This is a genomic window from Litorilinea aerophila, from assembly GCF_006569185.2.
GTDB classification, from domain to species: Bacteria; Chloroflexota; Anaerolineae; order Caldilineales; family Caldilineaceae; genus Litorilinea; species Litorilinea aerophila.
In genome coordinates this window covers 29912-50668 of the sequence record NZ_VIGC02000038.1, presented here as the reverse complement: position 1 = coordinate 50668, position 20757 = coordinate 29912, and the positions used below count along the sequence as shown (strand labels likewise).

Below are 20757 nucleotides of genomic sequence, written 5' to 3'. Positions count from 1 at the left end.
CCTCTGGGCGCACTCCCTCTGGCGGAAACCATCGGCGAATTTCTGCCGGGATTTACTGAGCCCCGTGGCTGTGCCTTGAAACGCTCCTTACATTCCGCCCAGTTTGACGGGTGTATACTGCGGGCGTATAATCACTATAGATTTTATAGTGAAGGTTTTGCGGCCAGTTAGACACGTTCAGTCAAAAACGTTATGAGGAGCATTCAATGACTACGGTGCAGATGTCTGGAAACGGTGCCGGGAAAGGCGCCAGGCCCGAGGTGGAGAACGTCATCGTCGTGGGCAGCGGACCCGCCGGCTTCACCGCTGGCCTGTACGCGGCCCGGGCCAACCTGAACCCCCTCCTGATCACCGGCAACGATTATGGCGGTCAGGTCAGCCTCACCTATGAGGTGGAAAATTATCCGGGCTTCCCCGAGGGGGTGAGCGGCCCCGAGCTGGTGGAAAAGATGAAGCAACAGGCCGAAAAATTCGGCACCCAGATCGAGTTCGACTATGTGAACGAGATCGTGGTCGACCGCCATCCCTTCCTGGTGCGCACGGCCAACGGCCAGGAATACGCCACCAAGGCCCTCATCCTCTGCACAGGAGCCCGCCCCCGGTACCTGGAAGTGCCCGGCGAGAAGGAATACACCGGCAAGGGCGTCAGCTACTGCGCCACCTGCGACGGCTTCTTCTTCCGGGGGAAGGACGTGGTGGTGGTCGGCGGCGGCGACAGCGCGGTGGAGGAGGGCATCTTCCTGACCAAGTTCGCCAACCGGGTGCGCATCATCCATCGCCGGGACGAGCTGCGGGCCAGCAAGATCTTGCAGAACCGGGCCTTCCACAACGAGAAGATTGAGTTCGTCTGGAATACGGTGGTGACTGAAATCGTGGGCAAGGACGGCAAGGTAGTGGGGGTGAAGACCCGCAACACCGTGACCGGTGAGGAAGGTCAACTGGATACCGACGGCGTCTTCATCTTCATCGGTCACCTGCCCAACAACGAACTCTTCCACGGCAAGCTGGAGATGGACGAAGATGGCCACCTGGTGACGGACCACTTTATGCGAACCAACGTACCGGGCGTCTTTGCCGCCGGCGAAATCATGGACAAGGTCTATAAGCAGGTGGCCACCAGTGTGGGCCAGGGCTGTGCGGCAGCCATGCAGGCCGAGAAGTTCCTGGCCGAGCTGGAGGAGAACGGCTACCCGGGCTTTAAGGATCCCCGGGTCTTCCGCCAGCCGGTGCAGACGCCCGCCTGACCGGGCAACCCGCCCCCAAAACGACACGAAGCACGGCGCTCTGGTGGTTGAGCGCCGTGCTTTTTTGTGGGCCATTTGGCTAAGCCGCACTGGCCCGAGAAGGTCCCGGTCCCCCGCCCCCCCCGAATCAATGCTGCTGCCATCGACCTGTCGTTGCTCCCATCCCCGCCGGCCTGTGCTACAATGGCGCCATGTCTGCTGATGACCTGCTCATGGAAGAACCCGCCAGCCTGAGCACGCCCCAGGAGGGCCTGGCCCGCAGTGCCGGCCTGTTGTCCGTCGGCAATGCGGCCAGCCGCGTCCTGGGCCTGGTGCGGGAGATGGTGATCGCCTACTACTTTGGCGCCAGCGGCCAGGTCAGCGCCTTCCGGGTGGCCAGCCAGGTCCCCACCATGCTGTACGATTTCCTCATCGGCGGCATGCTCAGTGCAGCGCTGGTTCCCGTCCTGAGTGAATATGCCCGGCTACGCCGCCGCAGCGAGTTCTACGCCCTGGTCGGCGCCCTGATCAGCGTCTTTGCGGTGGTCCTGGCCGGGCTGGTACTGCTCCTGGAGCTGGCGGCCCCCTGGCTGGCCTGGCTGCTGGCGGCCGGCCTGGGGGAATGGGACCCGGCCCTGCTGACCCTGACCACCCGGCTGATCCGGCTGGCTGCACCGGCAGTCTGGCTCTTGAGCATGGCGGGCCTCTTCACCGGCATGCTCTACGCCCTCCAGCGCTTCACCTTCCCCGCCCTGGCCACGGCCATCTACAACCTGGGGATCGTGGCCATGGCGCCCCTGCTGGCGCCGCGCATTGGCATCTACGCGCTGGCCCTGGGCATGCTGGCGGGCGGCCTGGTGCAGCTTGCCCTGCTGGCCGGCGATCTGCGGCGGGCAGGCGTTCCCCTGCTGCCGGGGCGAAACTGGTATCACCCGGCCCTGGGCCGGATGTTGCGCCTCTACCTGCCCATTGCGGCCGGGCTGGTGGTCAGCCTGTTGCAGGTGGCCGTGGATCGGCGCCTGGCCAGCGGGACGGGCGCCCAGAGCATTGCCTGGATGAGCAACGCCACCACCCTCCAGCAGATGCCCCTGGGCCTGATCAGCGTGGCCATCTCCCTGGCCGCGCTCCCCCGCCTCAGCCAGCACTTTGCCGCCGGCGACGAAGCGGCCTATCGCCACACCCTGGGCCGGGGTCTGCGGATGGTCCTGCTCCTGATCGTGCCCGCGGCCGTGGGACTCTGGCTTTTGGGGGAGCCCCTGGCCCGCCTCCTCTTTGAGCGGAATCGCTTCACGCCGGAAGATACGCGGCAGGTGGTAGCTGCGCTGAACATCTACGTGGTGGGGATGCTCTTTGCCGCGGTGGATTTTCCCCTCAACTACGCGTTTTATGCCCGACACAACACCTGGCTGCCGGCGCTGGTGGGCGTGGCCAGCGTGGGCATCTACCTGGCCGTGGCCCTGAGCCTGGTGAATTGGGCCGGGTTCCTGGGGTTGGTCTGGGCGGACTCGGCCAAACAGGCGGGCCATGCCCTGATCATGGTGGCCCTGCTGGGCTGGCAGCTCCGGCGGTGGCCCAGGCGGCTGGCCCGCGATCTGGCCGGGATCTTGATGGCCGCCGGGGGGATGGCATTGGCCATGGCAGCGACCCTGGCGCTGCTCTCCCTGGCCCGGCCCTGGCAGCCGGTGGCGGACCTGCTGGCGCTGACGGTGGCCGGTGGAGTGGGCCTGGGAGTCTACGGGCTGCTGCTCCAGCGGCTGGGGATGGCCGAAGCCCAGGTGCTGTATGAGGCCGTAGTCCGGCGGGTGGTCGGCCGCCGGGGAGCCTGCCCGTGATGCCGGTGGATCCCTCCTGGACCTATCCCGGGGAGCCCGGCTGTTTGGTTCCCGCTGCCGGCAGCCTGTATAATACACTCCATCAATGGTCTCTATGGAATGAGATACTCAGGTCAGATTCAGGAGGACCAGCATGGCCACCAGCAAGAGGCGCGGTCGCAAGCGCAGCGTGAGCACGGCCCGACCCCGCAGCTACAGCCAGTATTATCAGAAGTCCGAAAAACGGGGCGAGGCCCAGGCCACGCCCACCCCGACCCCGGCCGCGGCGGTTGACACCGCCAAACGGTCCGAAAAAGGATCGGAAACGGTCAACTGGGCGGAAGAGTATCGCTTTGTGGCCCGGGATCTGCGGGAACTCGTGATTGTCTCGGTTGTCCTGTTCGCGGCCATGCTGGGCGTCGGCTACCTCCTGTAACGCCCCGGCCTCAGGCCGTCCGCCGCCGGGTGGGTTCGTGGCCACCCTCCACCGGTTCAGCCGCCAAAGGGGCAAAGATCAGGCGGATGGCGCCGTGCAGGATCCAGCAGAGCCAGAAGTTGCGGGTGTAGAAAAAGAGGATGGATGTGGTCAGCAGGATCACCCCATCCAGGAGCTTTTGGGAAGCCGACCATCGGCGCCAGAGGATCTCTGGCAGGACGAGCAGGGCTGCCAGCCAGATGGCCCAGTAGCCGGGTAGCTGGACTGGCGTGGGCCACCGTAACAGCAATTCCCACAGCCCCCCTCGCAGGAAGACCCGATAAAATTCCTCGTAGCCGCTGTCCAGGAAGGGCCTGCCCAGCCGATGCCATTCTCCCTGCCCGGCCGCTGCATCCTCCAGGGGGGTGGGTCGGCCCGAACGACTGGGCTGCCGCCCGTCGGATGGATGGCCGGCCTCCAGGGTAATGCGGGCGGCTACCAGCAGCACCCCCACCACGAAGATAAAGAGCAGGCCGAAGCCCAGGCTGGTCGCCCAGTCCAGTTCACTCAGGCCCATCAACCGGGGAGAGAGGCCCCCCAGCAACAGGCCAGCGTATGGGATCAGGAGGTGATGGGCCGGGCGGATCCAGCCACGCCAGCCGGGCGGAGAACGGCGCTCCAACCAGGGTAGGAACGGCAGGGTGGCCAGGGCAGCCAGCAGCCAGAAGGCCGACGCCTGGGGCTGGATGAACGCCAGGAGATCGGCGGCCCAGAACGACGAGGTCTGTTGCGGCACGCCTGGCAAGGATTCTGGGACAGACGTCAGGATCCACATGGCCTTGATTGTAACCGAAAAACGGTCAGAGGCAATTTATGGCGCTACTGCAAAAAGGCCAAATTCGAACGCTGCCCCACGCAGATGAACGCTGATTCGGTTTACTACTACAGTTTGGCGTAAATACCACGGCAGAAATTCCGGGTGCCCTCTGGGCGCACTACCTCTGGTGGAAACGTTCGGCGAAGCCGCGGGCCAGAGGCCCGATCGGCGAAGCCGCAGGCCAGAGGCCCGATCGGCGAAGCCGCAGGCCAGAGGCCCGATCGGCGAAGCCGCAGGCCAGAGGCCCGATCGGCGAAGCCGCAGGCCAGAGGCCTGATCGGCGAATTTCTGCCGGGATTTACTACAGCTTTCACCGAAGAACACAGATTTTCCAAGGTACCGACTATGAACATGCGGCGCTGGCTCCTGCTTCTGCTCATTTTGCTTCTGGTGCTGGTCTACAAACCGCGCGGCCTGTGGCAGGAATTCCGCCGCATCTACTCCCAGCGGGACACCGTGCTGAAGGTCCTGGTTTTCGTGATTGCCATCTACTTTTTATACGGCCTCTATTCCATGTACGAACGGGGCATGTTGCCCTGGTTCGAGTAGGGTGGAAGGAGACGACCATGGCGAATGTCCGCCAGGATTTACCCGCCGAAGCCGGGGACTTTCCCTGGCCGACCCTGGCCGCCATCCGGGCCACCCGAGCCCGGCTTGCCCCCTGGATCCTGGAAACACCTGTCTGGTCCTGGCGAGCCCGGGAGCTGGTGGAGGAGCTGGGGCCCGAGACCCGGGTCACGTTGAAGCTGGAGCTCTTTCAGCACACGGGCACCTTTAAACCTCGGGGCGCGCTGGCTGTCATGTTGGCCCTGGGGCCTTCCCAGCTGGCCCGGGGCGTCACCGCGGTCAGCGCCGGCAACCACGCCATCGCCGTCGCCTTTGCCGCCCGGCTTCTGGGCACCAGCGCCAAGGTGGTCATGCCCCGGACGGCCAATCCCTTTCGGGTGGAACGCTGCCGGGCCTACGGCGCGGAGGTGGTGCTGGCGGACGATGTGAAACAGGCCTTTGAGCGGGTTCAGGCCATTGAGGCGGAGGAGGGGCGCTTCTTCGTCCACCCCTTTGAGGGCCCCCTGACCGCCCTGGGGACGGGAACCCTGGGCCTGGAGCTGGCCACCCAGGTGCCCGATCTGGATGCAGTGATCATCCCCATCGGGGGTGGAGGCCTCTGCGGAGGGATGGCTGCCGCCATCAAACAGATGCGGCCCCACTGCCAGGTGTTCGGGGTGGAGCCCGAGGGGGCCGACACCATGCATCGGAGCTTTGCCGCCGGCGCTCCCCAGGCCATCGAACAGGTGCGCACCATCGCCGACAGCCTGGGCGCCCCCCACGCCGCGCCCTACAGCTTTCAGTTATGCCGGACCTTTGTGGATGACCTGGTGCTGGTGAGCGACGACGAGCTGCGTCGAGCCATGGATCTGCTCTACCGCTCCATGAAGCTGGCGGTGGAGCCAGCCGGTGCCGCGGCCACGGCCGCGCTCCTGGGGCCCCTGCGCGCCCGGCTGCAGGGGAAACACGTGGGGGTGTTGGTGTGTGGATCCAACATCGATCTGGCCACCTTCGCAGGGCTGGTGGGACCGGTCCACAGCGTCGAAAAATAACGAAAAGGTAACCCCATCCACCCGCTCATTCCCCCTTCCCCGGTGTGGAAGGGGGATGAACAGTCACACGAAAAAAGGGTAAAGAAAACGAAAAAGGGTTCGTGTTCGCTTTGGCGAGCGGACACGAACCCCTGCTTGTTGGAGCCGTTGATCGGACTCGAACCGATGACCTGCGCATTACGAGGGCGCTGCTCTACCGACTGAGCTACAACGGCATCCTCAGTGGTAAGTATACTCAATCGGGGGAAAACGATCAAATTTTTCCCCAACCATTGGCGACTGCAACAGGGGGGCGGCCCGGCGGGTCGCCCCCCTGTCGGCGCCAGGGCCGGTCGCTACTTCTGCACCCGGGTGACGTAGCTGCCGTCCCGGGTATCCACCCGGATGATGTCCCCCTCGTTCACGAACATGGGCACCTGCATGCGCAGCCCGGTCTCCAGCTCCACCTGCTTGGTGGGCGCGTTGGCCGTATCGCCGGCCACGGCTGCCTCCGCCCAGACCACCTTCAGGTCCACCGTGGTGGGCAGGCTCACCTCGATGGGTTCACCGTTGTAGGAGAGCAGGGTGACCACCTGGTTGTCCACCAGGTACTCCACAATCCCTTCCAGGGCTTCGGGCGGCAGGGCAATCTGCTCGAAGGTGTCGGTGTCCATGAAATAGTAGAACTGGCCGTCATTGTACAGGTATTGAACCTGCCGGCTGTCCAGCCGCACGTCCTGGACCCGGGCGCCGCTGTTGTAGGTCTTTTCCACGGTGGCGCCGGTACGCACGTTGCGCACCTTCAGGCGAATGGTGGCGCCGCCCCGAGCCATCTTGATGTGCTGATAATCCAGCACCCGCCAGAGCTGATTGTCTTCTTCGTAAATGTTTCCCCGACGCAGGGTTTGTACTTCTGCCATAAAGTTCCGTCCTGAATGTTTTTGGGTGAAATGCCCAACCAGAGGCACGCACCTGAATTTTTAACGACAAAGAAACCGGCCAAATTATATGTGCCGCCTGGAAGCCTGTCAAAGAAAAAGGCCACCAGACATTGCCCAGGCCGCGGCCAACCTGGGCCGGGACAGGTCAGGCGCTGAACTGGCTCAGGGCCAGGCGCAGCCGCTCCTCCACGCCGGTGGCTTCCTTGGGCAGGCGCTGCACGGCGCGTTGGGCCTCCACCACGCTGTAGCCCAGGGCGATGAGGGCCTCGATGACCTCCGCGTCCACATCGGCCACCGCGGCCAGGGCCTCCAGGCCGGCCTGGCTCTCCCGCACCTTGTCCTTGAGCTCCAGGATGATCTTTTCCGCCGTCCGTTTGCCGATGCCCGGCACTCGAGCGATGACAGCCGGCTCATTGTTGGCCAGGGCCAGCCGCAGGGCATCGGGGCTCAGGGCGCTCAGGGTGGAGAGGGCCACCTTGGGGCCCACGCCACTCACCCCCAGGAGCAGCTCGAAGATCTCCAGCTCCTCCTCGGTGGCAAAGCCGAAGAGGTTGAGGGCATCTTCCCGCACCTGCAGGTAGGTATGCAGGACGATGGTGGCTCCAGAGGCGGCCTGGGTACGGGTGGGCTCAGGCACAAAGATCTTGAGCCCCACCGCATTGGCCACCTCCACCACAAGATGGTCCTTGCCATGGGCGATGACGGTGCCCCGGATCAGGCGAATCATGGATCAAATGCGCTCCCGCTGCTCCTGAACGCCAGCTTCGTCTACGCCGGGTTGGACGTCGTCTCCGGCTTTGGGTGAAATTTGTACCCCACGCCGTGGACGGTGACCAGGTAGACCGGGTTGGACGGATCTTCCTCAATCTTTTCCCGCAGGCGCCGCACGGCCACTTCCACCAGGTTGGTGCTGCCCACCATGTCATACCCCCAGACCTGGCGGAAGAGCTCGCTCTTGCTCACCGCCCGGTTAGGCATTCCCATCATGTAGCGCAGCAGCCGATATTCGATAGGCGTCAATTGGACCCGTTGTCCCCGTACCAGAGCTTCGTGGGCGTCTGTGTTCAGCACGATGTCGCCCGTCTCCGGGCGGGACGCCACGGCACTGCGATCCTGCCAGTAGACCCGTCGCAAGATCGCCTCGATGCGTACCTGCACTTCCCGAAAGCTGAAAGGCTTGGTGATGTAATCATCCGCGCCCAGCCCAAACCCCCGCACCACGTCATCGGAGCGGTTCAGGGCGGTCAACATGACAACGGGCACATCCGACTGCTCCCGCAGCGCCCGGCAGACCTCGAAGCCGTCCATCCCTGGCATAATAATGTCTAATAACACCAAATCGATTGAATCCTCTGCAAAACGCTCCAGGGCCTGCCGGCCATTGGTGGCAGTGACCACCGTGTGGCCTATCTTTTCCAGGGAGATGCGCAACAGGTGGCAAAGGGCATCTTCGTCATCGACTACCAGGATCCGGACATGCTTTCGCTCTTGCGGGATCTCCGAAGAATAATTCTGTACATTGGTCATCGTTCTCTGCCGTTAAAAACCATCTCATAAACTCCATACCGTTTCGGCATATCCAGAGAACCGGCCTATGGGGTATAGTGCAATCATCAGTGGAGCCGGCGCATCCCATAGATTAGATGCCGCCAGAAAGAAACCCCAGGCGCCAGAAGTCCACGAATTGGGCGTCCTTACCCGGCCTGAGAGGAAAGGAGATCCTGATACCGGACCGTCTGCAGGTGACACAGGGCCACCGCCACGCCATCGGCGGCGTCGTCTGGCCGGGGGATCTGGGCCAGGCCCAACAGGCGTTGAACCATTTCCTGAATCTGTCGTTTCTCAGCGTTGCCATAGCCGGCAATGGCCTGCTTGATTTCCGCCGGCGTGTACTCGGACACCGGCAGTCCCCGCTTGGCGGCCGCCAGAAGGACTGCCCCGCGAGCCTGTCCCACGGAAATGGCGTTGGTCACGTTGCGGCCGAAGAAGAGCTTCTCCACCGCCATTTCGGTGGGCGAGAACTCATCCATCAGCCCATGGAGATCCTCGTAGATTTCCAGCAGGCGCAGATGCATGGGCTGGCCGGGCTGGGTGCGAATGACGCCACAGGCCAACAGGACCAGGTCGCCGTCGGGTGACTGGGCCACCACGCCGTAGCCCGTGGTGGCCGTGCCTGGGTCAATGCCCAGGGCCACCCGATCCCACTTCCCCTGGATCTCGTTGGCCTGCGCCGCTGCCTGTCGGGCCTTTGCCGCCATGGGGATGAAACCAACGGGGTCAGGCCAGCTGGGCCATGACTTCGTCGGTCAGCTCCAGGTTGTGGTAGACGTTGTTGACGTCGTCCAGCTCTTCCAGGGCTTCGATCAGGTTCAGGACCGTGGTCGCCTCGTCGGGCTCCAGGGCGATGGTGGTGTTGGGCCGCATGATGAGCTTGGACTCGTCGGGCTCGAAGCCCGCCTCGGTCAACGCCTGGCTGACCTGGGCCAGGTCGTTGCGCGCCGTGTAGACCTCCACCGCGTCCTCGCTGACGACTACGTCTTCAGCGCCTGCCTCCAGCGCGGCCATGAAGATAGCCTCTGGATCCAGGTCGCGCGGCTCACCGTCATCGGTCTGGCGGTTAAAAAGGATGTAGCCCACCTCTGTGAACTGCCAGGCCACGGATCCCGGTTCGCCCAGGTTGCCGTTGGCCCGGGTGAAGCAGCGGCGGACTTCAGCAATGGTGCGGTTGCGGTTGTCGGTCAGACAGTTGACCAGGATGGCGATACCGTGGGGACCGTACCCTTCGTAGGTCACCTCTTCGATGTCGTCCACCTCTTTTTCCAGCCCGGCCCCCCGGCGGATAGCCCGTTCGATGTTCTCCTTGGGCATGTTTTCCATGCGCGCCCGCTCCACCGCCAGGCGCAGGGTGAAGTTGGTGGCAGGATCCGCGCCGCTGCGGGCAGCTACCTGGATCTCCCGGGCCAGCTTGGTGAATAACTTGCCGCGCGCAGCGTCGTTGGCGCCTTTTTTGCGCTTAATGGTTGACCATTTGGAATGTCCAGACATACCTTTTTACACTCCTGTTTGCAAACGGCCTGTTCATCTGCCTTCATTATGGCACAGAAATGCCATGCCGCCAACTGCACCGGATCCCAGGGGTGTGCCCCCCATTTGGGGACTCACGGAAGAAGCGCCCCAGGGAAATCCGTTCCCATGCAGTGGCGGGTTACCCTGGGGATGCCCGGAACCGGGGGCAGCTATGAAGCAGGGGAAAAGGCATCCCCCCGAGCGGCGGCGGCTTCTTCCTGCCCATCTACCGGCTGATGTTCTGGGGTCCGATGATTTTCCGCGTAGCGCCGGGCCGCCTTGACCAACCCCAGGAACAGCGGGTGGGGACGGTTGGGCCGGCTTTTGAATTCGGGGTGGAACTGGCTGCCCACCATGAAGGGATGGTCGGCCAGCTCCGCGATCTCCACCAGGCGGCCATCGGGCGAGAGGCCGCTGAAGACCATGCCGTGGGCTTCCATGTCCGCCCGGTAGTGGTTGTTGAACTCGAAGCGGTGACGATGGCGCTCCTGGATCACGTGGCCGAAGCCCATGGCGGCGTAGGCTTCCGCGGCCCGGGTGCCAGGCTTGAGCTGGCAGGGGTAGATGCCGAGACGCATGGTGCCGCCCATATCGGCGATATCCCGCTGGTCCGGCATGAGGTCAATGATGGGGTATTCGGTGCTGAGGTCGAATTCGGTGCTGTTGGGCTCGTCGCTGTTGAACACGGCCCGGGCCAGCTCAATGCACATGACCTGCATGCCCAGGCAGAGGCCCAGGTAGGGGACCTGGTGCTCCCGGGCGTAGCGGGCGGCGACGATCTTGCCTTCAATGCCCCGGTACCCAAAGCCGCCGGGAACCACGATGCCATCCACCGTTTCCAGCAGCTCCAGGTTGCGCCCCTTTTCCAGATCCTCGGAGCTGATCCACTCAATGTGGACGTCGTAGCCGATGGCCAGGCCTGCATGGAGCAGTGCCTCCTTGACGCTCAGGTAGGCGTCCTCCAGCTCCACGTACTTGCCCACCAGGCCGATGCGCAGGCTGGGCTTGGGCCGCCGGATCTCCTGGACGAAGCGCTCCCAGTCGGCCAGGCCAGCCTGGGGATCCCGGGTGACGGTCAACTGCAGCTGCTGGACCAGCCAGTCGCCCAGGCCGGCTTTCTCCAGGCTGAGGGGGACGGCGTAGATGGTGTCTGCCGTAACCAGGGGGATGACCGCTTCCTGCTCCACGTCGCAAAAGAGGGCTACTTTGGCCAGCACATCTTCGTCCACCGGGTGGTCGCTGCGCAGCGCGATGACGTCCGGCTGGATGCCGATGCCCCGCAGCTCCCGCACACTGTGCTGGGTGGGCTTGGTCTTGAGTTCTTTGCTGGCGGCCAGGTAGGGGAGCCAGGTGACGTGGACGTAGAGGGTGTTGCGGCGGCCCACATCTTTGCGCATCTGGCGGATGGCCTCCAGGAAGGGCAGGCCCTCGATGTCGCCCACCGTACCGCCGATTTCCACCAGCACCACGTCGGGGTTGTTGGTGCGAGCCAACAGACCGATGCGCCGCTTGATCTCGTTGGTCACGTGGGGGATGACCTGGATGGTGCCGCCCAGGTAGTCGCCCCGCCGCTCCTGGTTGAGCACGTAGTTGTAGATCTGGCCGCTGGTGACGTTGCTCAGCTTGCTGGTGTTCTCGTCCACAAAGCGCTCGTAGTGGCCCAGGTCCAGGTCGGTCTCGGCGCCGTCCTCGGTGACGAAGACTTCGCCATGTTGGTACGGGGACATGGTGCCGGGGTCCACGTTGAGGTAGGGGTCGAGCTTCATGGTGGCGACCCGTAGCCCCCGGGCCTTGAGGATCCGCCCGATGGAGGCCACGGTCACGCCCTTGCCCAGGCCGGACAGGACGCCGCCGGTGACGAAGATATACTTGCTCATATGTGTCTCTGTGGTGGCCATAAAATTCCCTGTTTCTGCTTCAAGTATATCACGAACATCCCGATCCGGCGCCATGCAATTCCGTCTGGCCGTATCAACGGCAGCCATTTCCCCGTCAACTTCACCCATGGCGCCCGATTCGTGTATGATGCGGAAGCACAAAAGGCTATGCTAACACAAGGTGATGCGGAGCCGAAAAACTCGAGCACGAAAGGGTACGTACCATGTCGACACAGGGTGGCCCCACAGCCCCGTTTCCGGTGGATCTCCAGCTCCACAGCACCTGTTCCGACGGCACCGAGACGCCGACGGAGCTGGTACGCCACTGCGCCCGCCTGGGCATCCGCGTCATGGCCCTCACCGACCACGACAGCGTCCTGGGGGTGGAGGAGGCCCTGGCCGCCGGCCGGGAGCATGGGGTGACGGTGGTGCCCGCCATCGAATTCAGCACGGCCGGCGAAGCGGAGCGGGATTTCCTGGACATCAACATCCTGGCCTACGGCATTCGCCATCGGGATCCTGCGCTCCTGGACGCGCTGGAGCAGATCATCGCCAGCCGGGTGGAGCAGAAGATCCGCCAGATCGAACGCCTGCAGGCCTACGGTCTGAATGTTCCGGTGGATGAGGTGCTGGCCCTGGCCGGCGGCGTGCCCGGCCGGGTTCACATCGCCCGGGTCGCCCTGGCCCACCATCCGGAGCGCTTCCGCACCATCCAGGATGTCTTTGACCAGTTCCTCTCCGGCGACGCCGTCCATTCCACCTATGTGCCCCGGAGCTTCAGCCTGCGGGTGGAGGAGGCCATCGAGCTGGCCCACACGGCCGGCGGCGTGGCCGTCCTGGCCCACCCCGGCAGCTACACCCGGGTTCGGGATGTGGAATCGGTGATTCGGCGCCTGCATCAGGCCGGCCTGGATGGGCTGGAGATCCGCTATCCCTACGCCCAAAATCGGGGCCATCGAGGCGCCGATGAAGCCCAGGTGGCTGCCCTGATCGCGGGCTTTGATGCCCTGGCCGATGAGCTGGGCCTGCTCAAAACAGGCGGCAGCGACTACCACGGCACGACCAAGCCCGGCATCCAACCCGGCCAGGCCGGCCTGACCTGGGAGGAGTGGGTGGCGGTGCGTCCGTACCTGCTGCCGAAGGCGGGATTGGGGGATTAGGGAATTAGATGATTAGGGGATCTGGTTGGGAAATTGGGAACAAGTGAGTGTGAACGTAGATGGCAGAGAACATGAATGCAGCACGAGGAGAGCCTTTGATGCAGGGGAACGTACAGGTCAGCCGGTTCGGTGATGGCGTGGGGCGGCCCACATGGATCGAAATCCAGCGGGAGGCCCTGGTCGAAAATGTGCGCCAGATCCGCCGCCGCATTGGTCCGGAGCGCCTGCTCATGGCAGTGGTGAAGGCCAATGGGTACGGCCACGACGCCAGCCTGGTGGCCCCCATCTTCCTGGAGGCTGGCGCCGACCGCCTGGCCGTGGCCACCCTGGCCGAAGCCGTTCCCCTCCGCCAGGCCGGGGTGACCGCGCCCATCCTGATCCTGGGCTATACCCCGGCCTGGCAGGCGGAGGCAGCCGTGCGGCTGGAGCTGACCGCCACGGTGTATGACCTGGAGACGGCCCGCGCGCTGGACCAGGCCGCTGCCGCCCTGGGGCGCCGAATCCCAGTCCACGTCAAGGTGAACACCGGCATGAACCGCCTGGGGCTGTTACCGGAGGCAGTGCCGCCCTTCCTGGCCGCGCTGCAGATGTATCGACACCTGGACGTGGAGGGCATCTTCACCCATTTCGCCACGGCGGATGCCGAGGACAAAACCTTCGCCCACGAACAACTGGGGCGCTTTCAACGCCTGCTGGCCGAGTTGGAGGCGGCGGGGCTGCGCCCCCCCCTGGCCCACGCGGCCAACTCCGCCGCCACGTTGACCCTGCCCCAGGCGCATCTGGACATGGTGCGCTGCGGCATCGCGCTCTACGGACTGGATCCCGATGTGGACGAGTGTCCGCTGCCGCCGGGCTTCCGGCCGGCCCTGAGCTGGAAGGCCCAGGTGGCCCACGTTATGGCCCTCCAACCTGGCGATGGCGTGAGCTACGGCCACGAGTTCGTGGCCTCTCGCCCCATGGTGGCCGCGGTAATCCCCGTGGGCTATGCCGACGGCTTCCCCCGCGCGCCCCTCCACTGGCGCAACGTCCTCATCCACGGTGCCCCCGCGCCCATCCTGGGACGAGTCTGCATGGATCAGACCATCGTGGACGTGACCGACATCGTGGCCAGCGCTGGGCCCGTGCGCCAGGGGGACGAGGTGGTTCTGATCGGTCGCCAGGGCCGCCAGGAGCTCTCCGCCGAAGAAGTGGGTCGCCGTCTGGGCACCATCAACTACGACGTGGTCAGCCGGATCCTGGCCCGGGTCCCCCGGGTGTTGGTGGGTTGAGTGGATTGGCGCCACAGATTTCACAGTCACCCGCCCGTCGCCAGCCGTGAAAGAGCGCCGGTTTGCGGTAGGGGCGGCTCCCAGCCGTCCGATGGTGCCAGCCCCAGGCGGGTGAGGGGAGGGCGACGAAGCGCCGCTACGAGCGGCGCCTACGACGGGACGACCATTGTGGATCGCATCTGTAAATTGAAAAAGTGCAAAGATTGTGGATTCTTGAATTCAGGAGGCGAAGAGCCTGATGGATCGACAGGAGAAGGCGCGGCAGGTCTATGAGCGGCTGCGGGCAATCTACGGCGAGCGCACCTGGTCACCCCATGGGGACCCGGTGGACGAGCTCATCGGGACCATCCTCAGCGCCAACACCAACGACGTGAACAGCGGCCGCGCCTTTGACCGGCTCAAGGCCGCCTTCGGTGAAGATTGGGAGGCTGTCCGCACCGCGCCCCTGGAGGCCATCAAGGAGGCCATCCGGCCGGCGGGCATGTACAACCAGAAGGCGCCCAACATCGTGGCCACCCTGACCCGCATCAAGGAAGATTGGGGGGAGTATCGGCTGGATGCCCTGGCGGAGATGGACGTCAAAGAGGCCCTGGCCTATCTGACCAGCCTGCCAGGCGTGGGCCACAAGACGGCCAGCATCGTCCTGCTTTTCTGCTTTAACAAGCCGACCTTCCCAGTGGATACCCACGTTCAGCGCATCAGCCGGCGCCTGGGCATCAGTAGCCGCAAGGCCAGCGCCGAAAAGGTAAAGGCCGATTGGGAAGCCCTGCTGCCGCCGGAGACCTTCTACACCCTGCACCTCAACCTCATCCGGCATGGGCGGGAGATCTGCCATGCCCGGGAGCCCCGCTGCGAAATCTGCCCCCTCCAGGATCTGTGCGACTACTACAACCAGGAGGGCGATTGGGCTCCCACACCTCCCGGCCAACAGCCCCATTCTGGCCACAACAAAAAGCCACCGACCTGAGGGTACGGTGGCGGGAAAAAACAGCGCTCTGGATGATGGACGCCCACCCCAAAACCAGGATCTCCCTGGCTGGCAGAGGGTGGGCGGCGTAACCGCGCGGCTAGTTCAGGCCAGCGCCTTCTGCAGGGCCCGATAGAGGCGACTCTTGCGCCGGGCCGCGTTGTTGCGGTGGATGACGCCCTTGGCGGCGGCCCGATCCAGGGCCCGCTCGGCCAGGCGCACCAGCTCCGCCGCGTTGGGATCGCCGTTGGCAATGGCGAGGCGAGCCTTCTTCAAAGCCGTGCGAGTGCGGCCGCGTATCACCCGGTTGCGAGCTTCCCGCTTCAGACGCTGACGATTTCGTTTCTCGGCAGATTTAATATTGGCCATGCCAGATTTGCTCCCCAAACAGAACTTGAATGGCTCTCTATCTCCAGCCAGTTTCGATATGCACTATCTTTACAAATTTGTCTCGATCCACAGACTTTACAGATGAACACCGATTTTTATCCAGCCCTATCTGTGTAATCTGCGGCTGTAAATAGGCCCCATTGGCTGCAATCACAGCGTAACAGTATAACCGAGCCCGGATGATTTGTCGAATTTAGCCAGGGCCAAAGGCAGAACTGACCAACGCCCATTCCAGGCAGTTTTATAGCCACTTCAGAATTTCTGATTCAAGGGTCTCCAGTGGGGTCAGGGAATCGTCGGTGTAGGCGATTCGCCCGGCCCGGTCGATGATGATGGTGCTGTCCAGAGCCCGGACACCGTAGCGTTTCACCACCGCGAATTCGCTGTCGAAAGCCCAGGAATAGTCCGCGTCGTTCGCCATCTGGCGAAAACGCGCAAGCTCCTGGACCGGTCTGCCCGGCTCTACATTGATAGCAACCACCGTCAGCCCCTGGTCTTTGTACTGCCGATACAGTTGGTCGAGGGCTCGGGCTTCGAGCAGGCAGGAGCTACACCAGGAAGCCATGAAAAACATGACCACCACCTCGCCCCGGTGGTCGGCCAGGCGAAACTCACCGCCATCCAGGGTCTCCAACACCCAATCCGGCGCCTCCGGTCCATCAGAGACGTTGACCTCGACGGCTACTTTCTGCACCGGACGCCCGGATGCCGGGCCTGCCGATGCCGTACAGGCGCCCAGCGCCAGCATCAGGGTCAATGCCATGAACAGGGAAAGGTATCTGACTTGTGCCATGCTGGCCGTTCCTCCATCACTGGCTGACACCGCGAATCCGCTTTCCATCCCGGTCACCGCCCACGAATGGAATCAATCCTTTAATCATCCACCATTTCCGCGATAAAGGAGGCCCGGTTGATGGCCGCCGCTATGGCGTCGGGATCAGCCACCGCCGGATCATAGTGCACCAGCAACTGACCATCGGCGTTTATCTCCGCCGCCAGGACCCCGGGCACCGCCTGCGCCGCCTGAACCGCCTGGTCAGGCGTAGGGGCAGGGCAGCAAGGCGCAGCCAGGGGCTGAAGTCGAAAGATCACCAGAACCCCACCCGAAGCGGCATTTTCCGAATCGTGGGCGCCACTCTGTTTCTGTGCCCGCTGTGTTGTGGCCTCTACCCTGTCCCCGTTGCCTATGTAGCCCTGGGCAGGAACCGCTGCCAACTGCTGCGCGGCGGGTGCATCTTCCACCTGATCTTCCACCTGTGCGGGCAGCTTTGCGACCGCCCTTCTCGAGGTTGGCCCCAGGGCACTGCTCTGATAGACAAGCCAAGCCACGAACAAAAGCACCAACAGGGCAACCAGTAGAGCTGCTCGTTGCCCCCACACCCAGGTCGCAGGCAGCACGGGCCGATGTGGCCGGATGGTGGACATGGTTCACAAACCTCCGCTGGCAGAACGAGCGAATACCGCGTGTCTTATTTGTCTTATCAAGAGGCAGCCGGTTCCTCCCGGTGACCGCCTGTCCGGTATGGAAACCGGGCCCACTGCTATCTGGCCGCACGAGCGGCAGCCTTCACCAGCTCGCTCAGGGTGGGGTGGACGTGGATGGAACGAGCGATGCGGTCGATGGTGCCATGGTCGTACATGGCGGCCACCGCTTCGTGGAGCAGGTCGTCGCCGTGGGGCGCCAGGATGTGGAAGCCCAGGATCTGGCCATCGTCCGCCTTGACGATGGCTTTCAGCCGGCCTCGGGTATCCCCCATGGCGGTGGCCCGGCCGCCCACCGCGGGAACCGAGCCCACCTTCACCTCGTAGCCCTGGGTCCGGGCTTCCTCTTCGGTGAGCCCCACCGCGGCCAGGGTGGGGGAGCTGAAAATGGCCCGGGGTACCACCCGGTAATCCACCGTCCGGCCCAGTTCCTTCACCGCATTCAGGGCCGCGATGGGGCCGTCGTAAGTGGCCACATGGGTGAACATCCAGCCCCCCTTGACGTCGCCGATGGCCCAGATGTGGGGTTGGGAGGTCCGAAGCTGCTCATCCACCGAAATGAAGCCCGTCTTTGCATCTCGGGTTACGCCGGCGGCATCCAGGTGCAGGCCATCGGTGTTGCCGACCCGCCCGGTGGCGATGAGGAGGGCATCGCCCCGGAAGTCCCGCTCCTGGCCCTCGATTCGGGCGGTGACCACCTTCTCGTTCCCCTCCTGGCGGACCCGCAACACAGGCGCATCGGTGTGAACGTCGACGCCCTCTTCCCGCAGGTACTCGGCCAGCAGCTGGGCCAGTTCCGGCTCCTCGCCCGGGGCAAGCTGGCGGTTGCGCCCCAACAGGGTGACCCGGCTCCCGAAACGGGCGTACATCTGGGCAAACTCGATGCCCACGTAGCCGCCGCCCACCACCATCAGGTGATTGGGAAGCTCATGGAGCTGGAGCGCGCTGCGGTTGGTCAGGTAGTCCACATCGGCCAGCCCCTGGATGGGGGGAACCGCATTGCGGGCGCCCGTGGCGATGATGGCCCTGGCGAAGCTGAGCCGGCGGTCGCCTGTGTCGACCTCGTGGTCATTGAGGAAACGGGCCTGGCCCCGCAGGAAGGTAATGGCCTCCCGTCCCTGGAGCCCTCGATAGATGCCGTCCAGAATCCCCTGGACGATGGTATCCTTACGTTGGACAGCCCGGCGCAGGTTGAAGCGCACCGTGCCGTCGATCTCCACCCCGAATTCGGCCGCCCGCCGGGCGACCAGGTGCATCACCTCCGCCGACCAGATCAGCGTCTTGGTGGGGATGCAGCCTTCATTGACTCAGGTGCCGCCCACCTCCCGTTCCTCAATCAGCGCCACCCGGGCCCCCAGGTTGGCCGCCATGTGGGCTGCAGGCAAACCACCCTGGCCCGCGCCGATCACCAAAATGTCGTAGTCGTAGTGCTTCGTCGTCATCTGCCAATGGCCCTTTCCTGTCTGTGCCGTTGAAATATCGTTAAAACGTAAAAACGAACAGTCTGCACCTTTTGCAATTGACTTGCATCCCGCAGCCCCCCATACACTCCGTACCCTACTGTACACCCTGTACCATGCTTGAAGGTCAACCCTGAATTTTTATCCTTTCCGTCTTTGGGGGAGATTGAAGCATTGTAACCATTCACTCCCCTCCCCGACGGGGGGATGGGGCCAGGGGGATGAACAGTTGCGAAGAAGGATACGAAGAATTGATGCTTGACATGTTGGTTGGAAAATTATAAAGTAGTTCAACAGCATATCCCCCCCGGGGGGATATACCTGGGATGATTTGGGTGTTCAATCCTGACATCTTAGCCGTTTATCCACTGCGCCTCGCGTGTGACAACAACCCGATAATGCCAACCTGAACCCACATGGGAGGAAAACTGTAATGGCCCAACTGGACGAAGTCGGCGCCCCGACGGGGGCTCCTTCACCTGAAAAATACCTGGATCCAGAACTGGTGCGGAATTTGCAGCATCGCCTCAACCGCATTCAAGGACATGTACGCGGCGTGAGCCGGATGCTGGACAACCAGGAAAGCTGTGAGGATATCCTGATCCAGCTCGCGGCCATTAAAGCGGCCATTAACCAGGTAACGGTCAAGCTGTTGGAAGGGCACATGGAGACCTGCGTCAGCGAATGCGTCTCCGCCGGGGACGTAGAAGCCTTGGATCGTCTGAAGCGTGCCCTGGCCCTGGTGTTGAAAAAAGTGTAGACATCTCTATTCCAGGAGAAGACCCATGCAAACGATTAAGGGAGTAGCGGCGAGTGTCATCGCCCTGATCGCCTGCCCCTGTCATCTGCCCTTGACGATCCCTCTGCTGCTGGCGTTGACCAGTGGCACGGCCCTGGGCCTCTGGCTGGCCAGCAACCAGTGGCTGATCTGGATGGCCTCGTTCGTCCTGTTTCTAGGCGGCCTGCTGCTGGCTGTCAATTGGCTGGGCCAAGGCGAGCAATCAGCCCAGTGCCAGTTGCCGGCTCCGCCCTCGTCTGCCCATCGCAGGAAGGCGACGCCCACAAGCAATGGACATATCCAAAAGAGGATGAGCGGAGCGGGTGCGGGTACTGGGGGGCCCACAACCAATGGGCACATCCAAAAGAGGGTGAGCACCCCTCCCGCAGAAGGTCAAAAGACGCCCCCCCGCTGACCGACTTCTCCCAATCAGACGGGACAAATCAGGCGGGACAGCCACCATCATTGAAATGGAATGACCCTGGAGGAATTCACATCGATGAAACACCCACAGAGGATGGCGCCGGGCAGAGACCTGCCTGGGGCGAATGAGACCATACCGCTCCAACCGTCCCCGGCGGACAGGACGATGGGAGAGCGGCGAAGCTGGCTGCTCTCCGGGGGCCTGGCATTCATCGCACTGGCCGTGGCCGTCGCCGCCAGCCTGGCCACTGGCCCCAATCTTTCGACCCTCACCGGTGGTGTGGAGAGACTCTCCGCGGCTTCCACCTCGCTGTTGGGGCGGCTGGGCGATCTGCTTCCCCTGGGCTATGCCTTCGGCGCCGGTATGGTGGCGGCGGTCAACCCCTGCGGCTTCGCCATGTTGCCTGCCTACATCGGGCTCTTCCTGGGCAGCGGCGACGGGCACGTGGGCACCGGTTACATGGACCGGCGCCTGTACCAGGCGTTGTTGGTGAGCCTGGCGGTCACCTTCGGTTTCGTGTTGTTGTTCGGCGCCGTTGGCCTGCTCATCAGTGCCGGTGCACGCGTTTTAATCGGCATCTTCCCCTGGATCGGCCTCCTGATCGGTCTGCTGCTGATCCTGGTCGGCGCCTGGGTGTTCGGTGGTGGCGGCCTGCATACCGGCGTGGGCGACCAGCTTGCCGCCCGGGTCGGCTATACCCGACAGAAGAGCGTGAAAGGCTACTTCCTCTTTGGGCTGAGCTATGGCCTGGCCTCCCTGAGCTGTACCCTGCCCGTCTTTCTGGTGGTGGTGGGCACCACCGTCGCGGTGAGCGGCCTGGCCGGCGCCTTTCTTCAGTTCATTCTGTACGGACTGGGAATGGGGTGGGTGCTCTTCCTGTTGACTACCAGCATGGCCCTGTTCGAAGGCGCCATGGTGCGGTATGTGCGCAACGCCCTACCGTATCTTCAGCCTGTGAGCGCGCTGCTGTTGGTCCTGGCCGGGACGTTCATCGTCTACTATTGGTTGACGTTGGGGGGACTGCTGGGTGCATGGGTGTAA

The 20757-nt window shown here is 63.7% G+C and carries 22 protein-coding genes, 1 tRNA gene and 1 pseudogene; 10 read left to right on the top strand and 14 right to left on the bottom strand.

What is annotated here, in order from left to right; genetic code table 11:
- Window positions 1–206: 206 nt before the first annotated feature.
- The 3 genes from trxB (at window position 207) to FKZ61_RS21210 (ending at window position 3470) form a co-directional block, all read left to right on the top strand.
- Window positions 207–1244: a thioredoxin-disulfide reductase gene (gene trxB, locus FKZ61_RS21220; protein ID WP_229964345.1), complete on the top strand. Its 1038-nt coding sequence runs from the start codon at window positions 207–209 to the stop codon at window positions 1242–1244.
- 191 nt (window positions 1245–1435) lie between these two features.
- Window positions 1436–3055 (top strand): murein biosynthesis integral membrane protein MurJ, encoded by a 1620-nt coding sequence (gene murJ, locus FKZ61_RS21215; RefSeq protein ID WP_141612149.1) that lies wholly within the window; start codon window positions 1436–1438, stop codon window positions 3053–3055.
- Between the two features lie 133 nt (window positions 3056–3188).
- Window positions 3189–3470: a hypothetical protein gene (locus tag FKZ61_RS21210; protein ID WP_141612148.1), complete on the top strand. Its 282-nt coding sequence runs from the start codon at window positions 3189–3191 to the stop codon at window positions 3468–3470.
- Window positions 3471–3480: 10 nt separating this feature from the next.
- On the opposite strand, the gene FKZ61_RS21205 is transcribed toward FKZ61_RS21210, so the two are convergent.
- On the bottom strand, window positions 3481–4245 hold the full coding sequence (locus FKZ61_RS21205; protein ID WP_141612147.1) for a hypothetical protein: 765 nt from the start codon (window positions 4243–4245) through the stop codon (window positions 3481–3483).
- A gap of 426 nt (window positions 4246–4671) precedes the next feature.
- On the opposite strand from FKZ61_RS21205, the gene FKZ61_RS21200 reads away from it, so the two are divergent.
- Entirely contained in the window at window positions 4672–4875 is a 204-nt protein-coding gene (locus tag FKZ61_RS21200) for a hypothetical protein (RefSeq protein ID WP_141612146.1), read from the top strand.
- Window positions 4876–4892: 17 nt separating this feature from the next.
- Entirely contained in the window at window positions 4893–5924 is a 1032-nt protein-coding gene (locus FKZ61_RS21195) for a threonine ammonia-lyase (protein ID WP_141612145.1), read from the top strand.
- A gap of 139 nt (window positions 5925–6063) precedes the next feature.
- On the opposite strand, the gene FKZ61_RS21190 is transcribed toward FKZ61_RS21195, so the two are convergent.
- The 7 genes from FKZ61_RS21190 to FKZ61_RS21160 form a co-directional block, all read right to left on the bottom strand.
- Window positions 6064–6139 (bottom strand) — tRNA-Thr (locus FKZ61_RS21190).
- A 120-nt stretch (window positions 6140–6259) separates the two neighbouring features.
- Window positions 6260–6823, bottom strand: a complete 564-nt coding sequence (gene efp / locus FKZ61_RS21185) for an elongation factor P (protein WP_141612144.1) — start codon at window positions 6821–6823, stop codon at window positions 6260–6262.
- Between the two features lie 166 nt (window positions 6824–6989).
- Window positions 6990–7571, bottom strand: coding sequence for a Holliday junction branch migration protein RuvA (gene ruvA / locus FKZ61_RS21180; protein ID WP_141612143.1), 582 nt, complete (start codon window positions 7569–7571; stop codon window positions 6990–6992).
- A gap of 41 nt (window positions 7572–7612) precedes the next feature.
- The gene (locus tag FKZ61_RS21175) at window positions 7613–8371 is read right to left on the bottom strand and encodes a response regulator transcription factor (protein ID WP_141612142.1); all 759 of its coding nucleotides are present in this window, start codon (window positions 8369–8371) and stop codon (window positions 7613–7615) included.
- Between the two features lie 167 nt (window positions 8372–8538).
- On the bottom strand, window positions 8539–9102 hold the full coding sequence (gene ruvC / locus FKZ61_RS21170; RefSeq protein WP_141612141.1) for a crossover junction endodeoxyribonuclease RuvC: 564 nt from the start codon (window positions 9100–9102) through the stop codon (window positions 8539–8541).
- Window positions 9103–9121: 19 nt separating this feature from the next.
- Window positions 9122–9889, bottom strand: coding sequence for a YebC/PmpR family DNA-binding transcriptional regulator (locus FKZ61_RS21165; RefSeq protein ID WP_141612140.1), 768 nt, complete (start codon window positions 9887–9889; stop codon window positions 9122–9124).
- 191 nt (window positions 9890–10080) lie between these two features.
- Window positions 10081–11787: a CTP synthase gene (locus FKZ61_RS21160; RefSeq protein WP_141612139.1), complete on the bottom strand. Its 1707-nt coding sequence runs from the start codon at window positions 11785–11787 to the stop codon at window positions 10081–10083.
- Between the two features lie 224 nt (window positions 11788–12011).
- On the opposite strand from FKZ61_RS21160, the gene FKZ61_RS21155 reads away from it, so the two are divergent.
- The 3 genes from FKZ61_RS21155 (at window position 12012) to FKZ61_RS21145 (ending at window position 15182) form a co-directional block, all read left to right on the top strand.
- The gene (locus tag FKZ61_RS21155; RefSeq protein ID WP_141612138.1) at window positions 12012–12947 is read left to right on the top strand and encodes a PHP domain-containing protein; all 936 of its coding nucleotides are present in this window, start codon (window positions 12012–12014) and stop codon (window positions 12945–12947) included.
- Window positions 12948–13045: 98 nt separating this feature from the next.
- Complete coding sequence (alr, locus tag FKZ61_RS21150; RefSeq protein ID WP_141612137.1) at window positions 13046–14215, top strand: alanine racemase; 1170 nt, start codon at window positions 13046–13048, stop codon at window positions 14213–14215.
- A 238-nt stretch (window positions 14216–14453) separates the two neighbouring features.
- Window positions 14454–15182: an endonuclease III domain-containing protein gene (locus FKZ61_RS21145; RefSeq protein ID WP_141612136.1), complete on the top strand. Its 729-nt coding sequence runs from the start codon at window positions 14454–14456 to the stop codon at window positions 15180–15182.
- 105 nt (window positions 15183–15287) lie between these two features.
- On the opposite strand, the gene rpsT is transcribed toward FKZ61_RS21145, so the two are convergent.
- From rpsT to FKZ61_RS21120, 6 genes and pseudogenes are all read right to left on the bottom strand, one after another.
- Window positions 15288–15551: a 30S ribosomal protein S20 gene (rpsT, locus tag FKZ61_RS21140; protein ID WP_141612135.1), complete on the bottom strand. Its 264-nt coding sequence runs from the start codon at window positions 15549–15551 to the stop codon at window positions 15288–15290.
- Window positions 15552–15813: 262 nt separating this feature from the next.
- Window positions 15814–16365 carry a peroxiredoxin family protein gene (locus FKZ61_RS21135; protein ID WP_170200110.1) on the bottom strand — a complete coding sequence of 184 codons (552 nt, stop codon included), beginning with the start codon at window positions 16363–16365 and terminating at the stop codon, window positions 15814–15816.
- A gap of 80 nt (window positions 16366–16445) precedes the next feature.
- Window positions 16446–16997, bottom strand: coding sequence for a hypothetical protein (locus tag FKZ61_RS21130; RefSeq protein ID WP_141612133.1), 552 nt, complete (start codon window positions 16995–16997; stop codon window positions 16446–16448).
- A gap of 116 nt (window positions 16998–17113) precedes the next feature.
- A complete protein-coding gene (locus FKZ61_RS24130) occupies window positions 17114–17542 on the bottom strand; it encodes a hypothetical protein (RefSeq protein ID WP_268252104.1) in 429 nt (142 codons plus the stop codon).
- A pseudogene (locus FKZ61_RS24125) lies at window positions 17525–18349 on the bottom strand (FAD-dependent oxidoreductase); the annotation flags it as partial. The gene FKZ61_RS24130 and the pseudogene FKZ61_RS24125, both read right to left, overlap by 18 nt.
- Window positions 18350–18361: 12 nt before the next feature.
- Window positions 18362–18496 (bottom strand): FAD-dependent oxidoreductase, encoded by a 135-nt coding sequence (locus FKZ61_RS21120; RefSeq protein WP_141612131.1) that lies wholly within the window; start codon window positions 18494–18496, stop codon window positions 18362–18364.
- A 451-nt stretch (window positions 18497–18947) separates the two neighbouring features.
- Here FKZ61_RS21120 and FKZ61_RS21115 point away from each other — a divergent pair, with 451 nt between their 5' ends.
- Window positions 18948–19274, top strand: coding sequence for a metal-sensitive transcriptional regulator (locus FKZ61_RS21115; protein WP_141612130.1), 327 nt, complete (start codon window positions 18948–18950; stop codon window positions 19272–19274).
- A gap of 607 nt (window positions 19275–19881) precedes the next feature.
- Window positions 19882–20757, top strand: coding sequence for a cytochrome c biogenesis CcdA family protein (locus FKZ61_RS21110; RefSeq protein WP_141612129.1), 876 nt, complete (start codon window positions 19882–19884; stop codon window positions 20755–20757).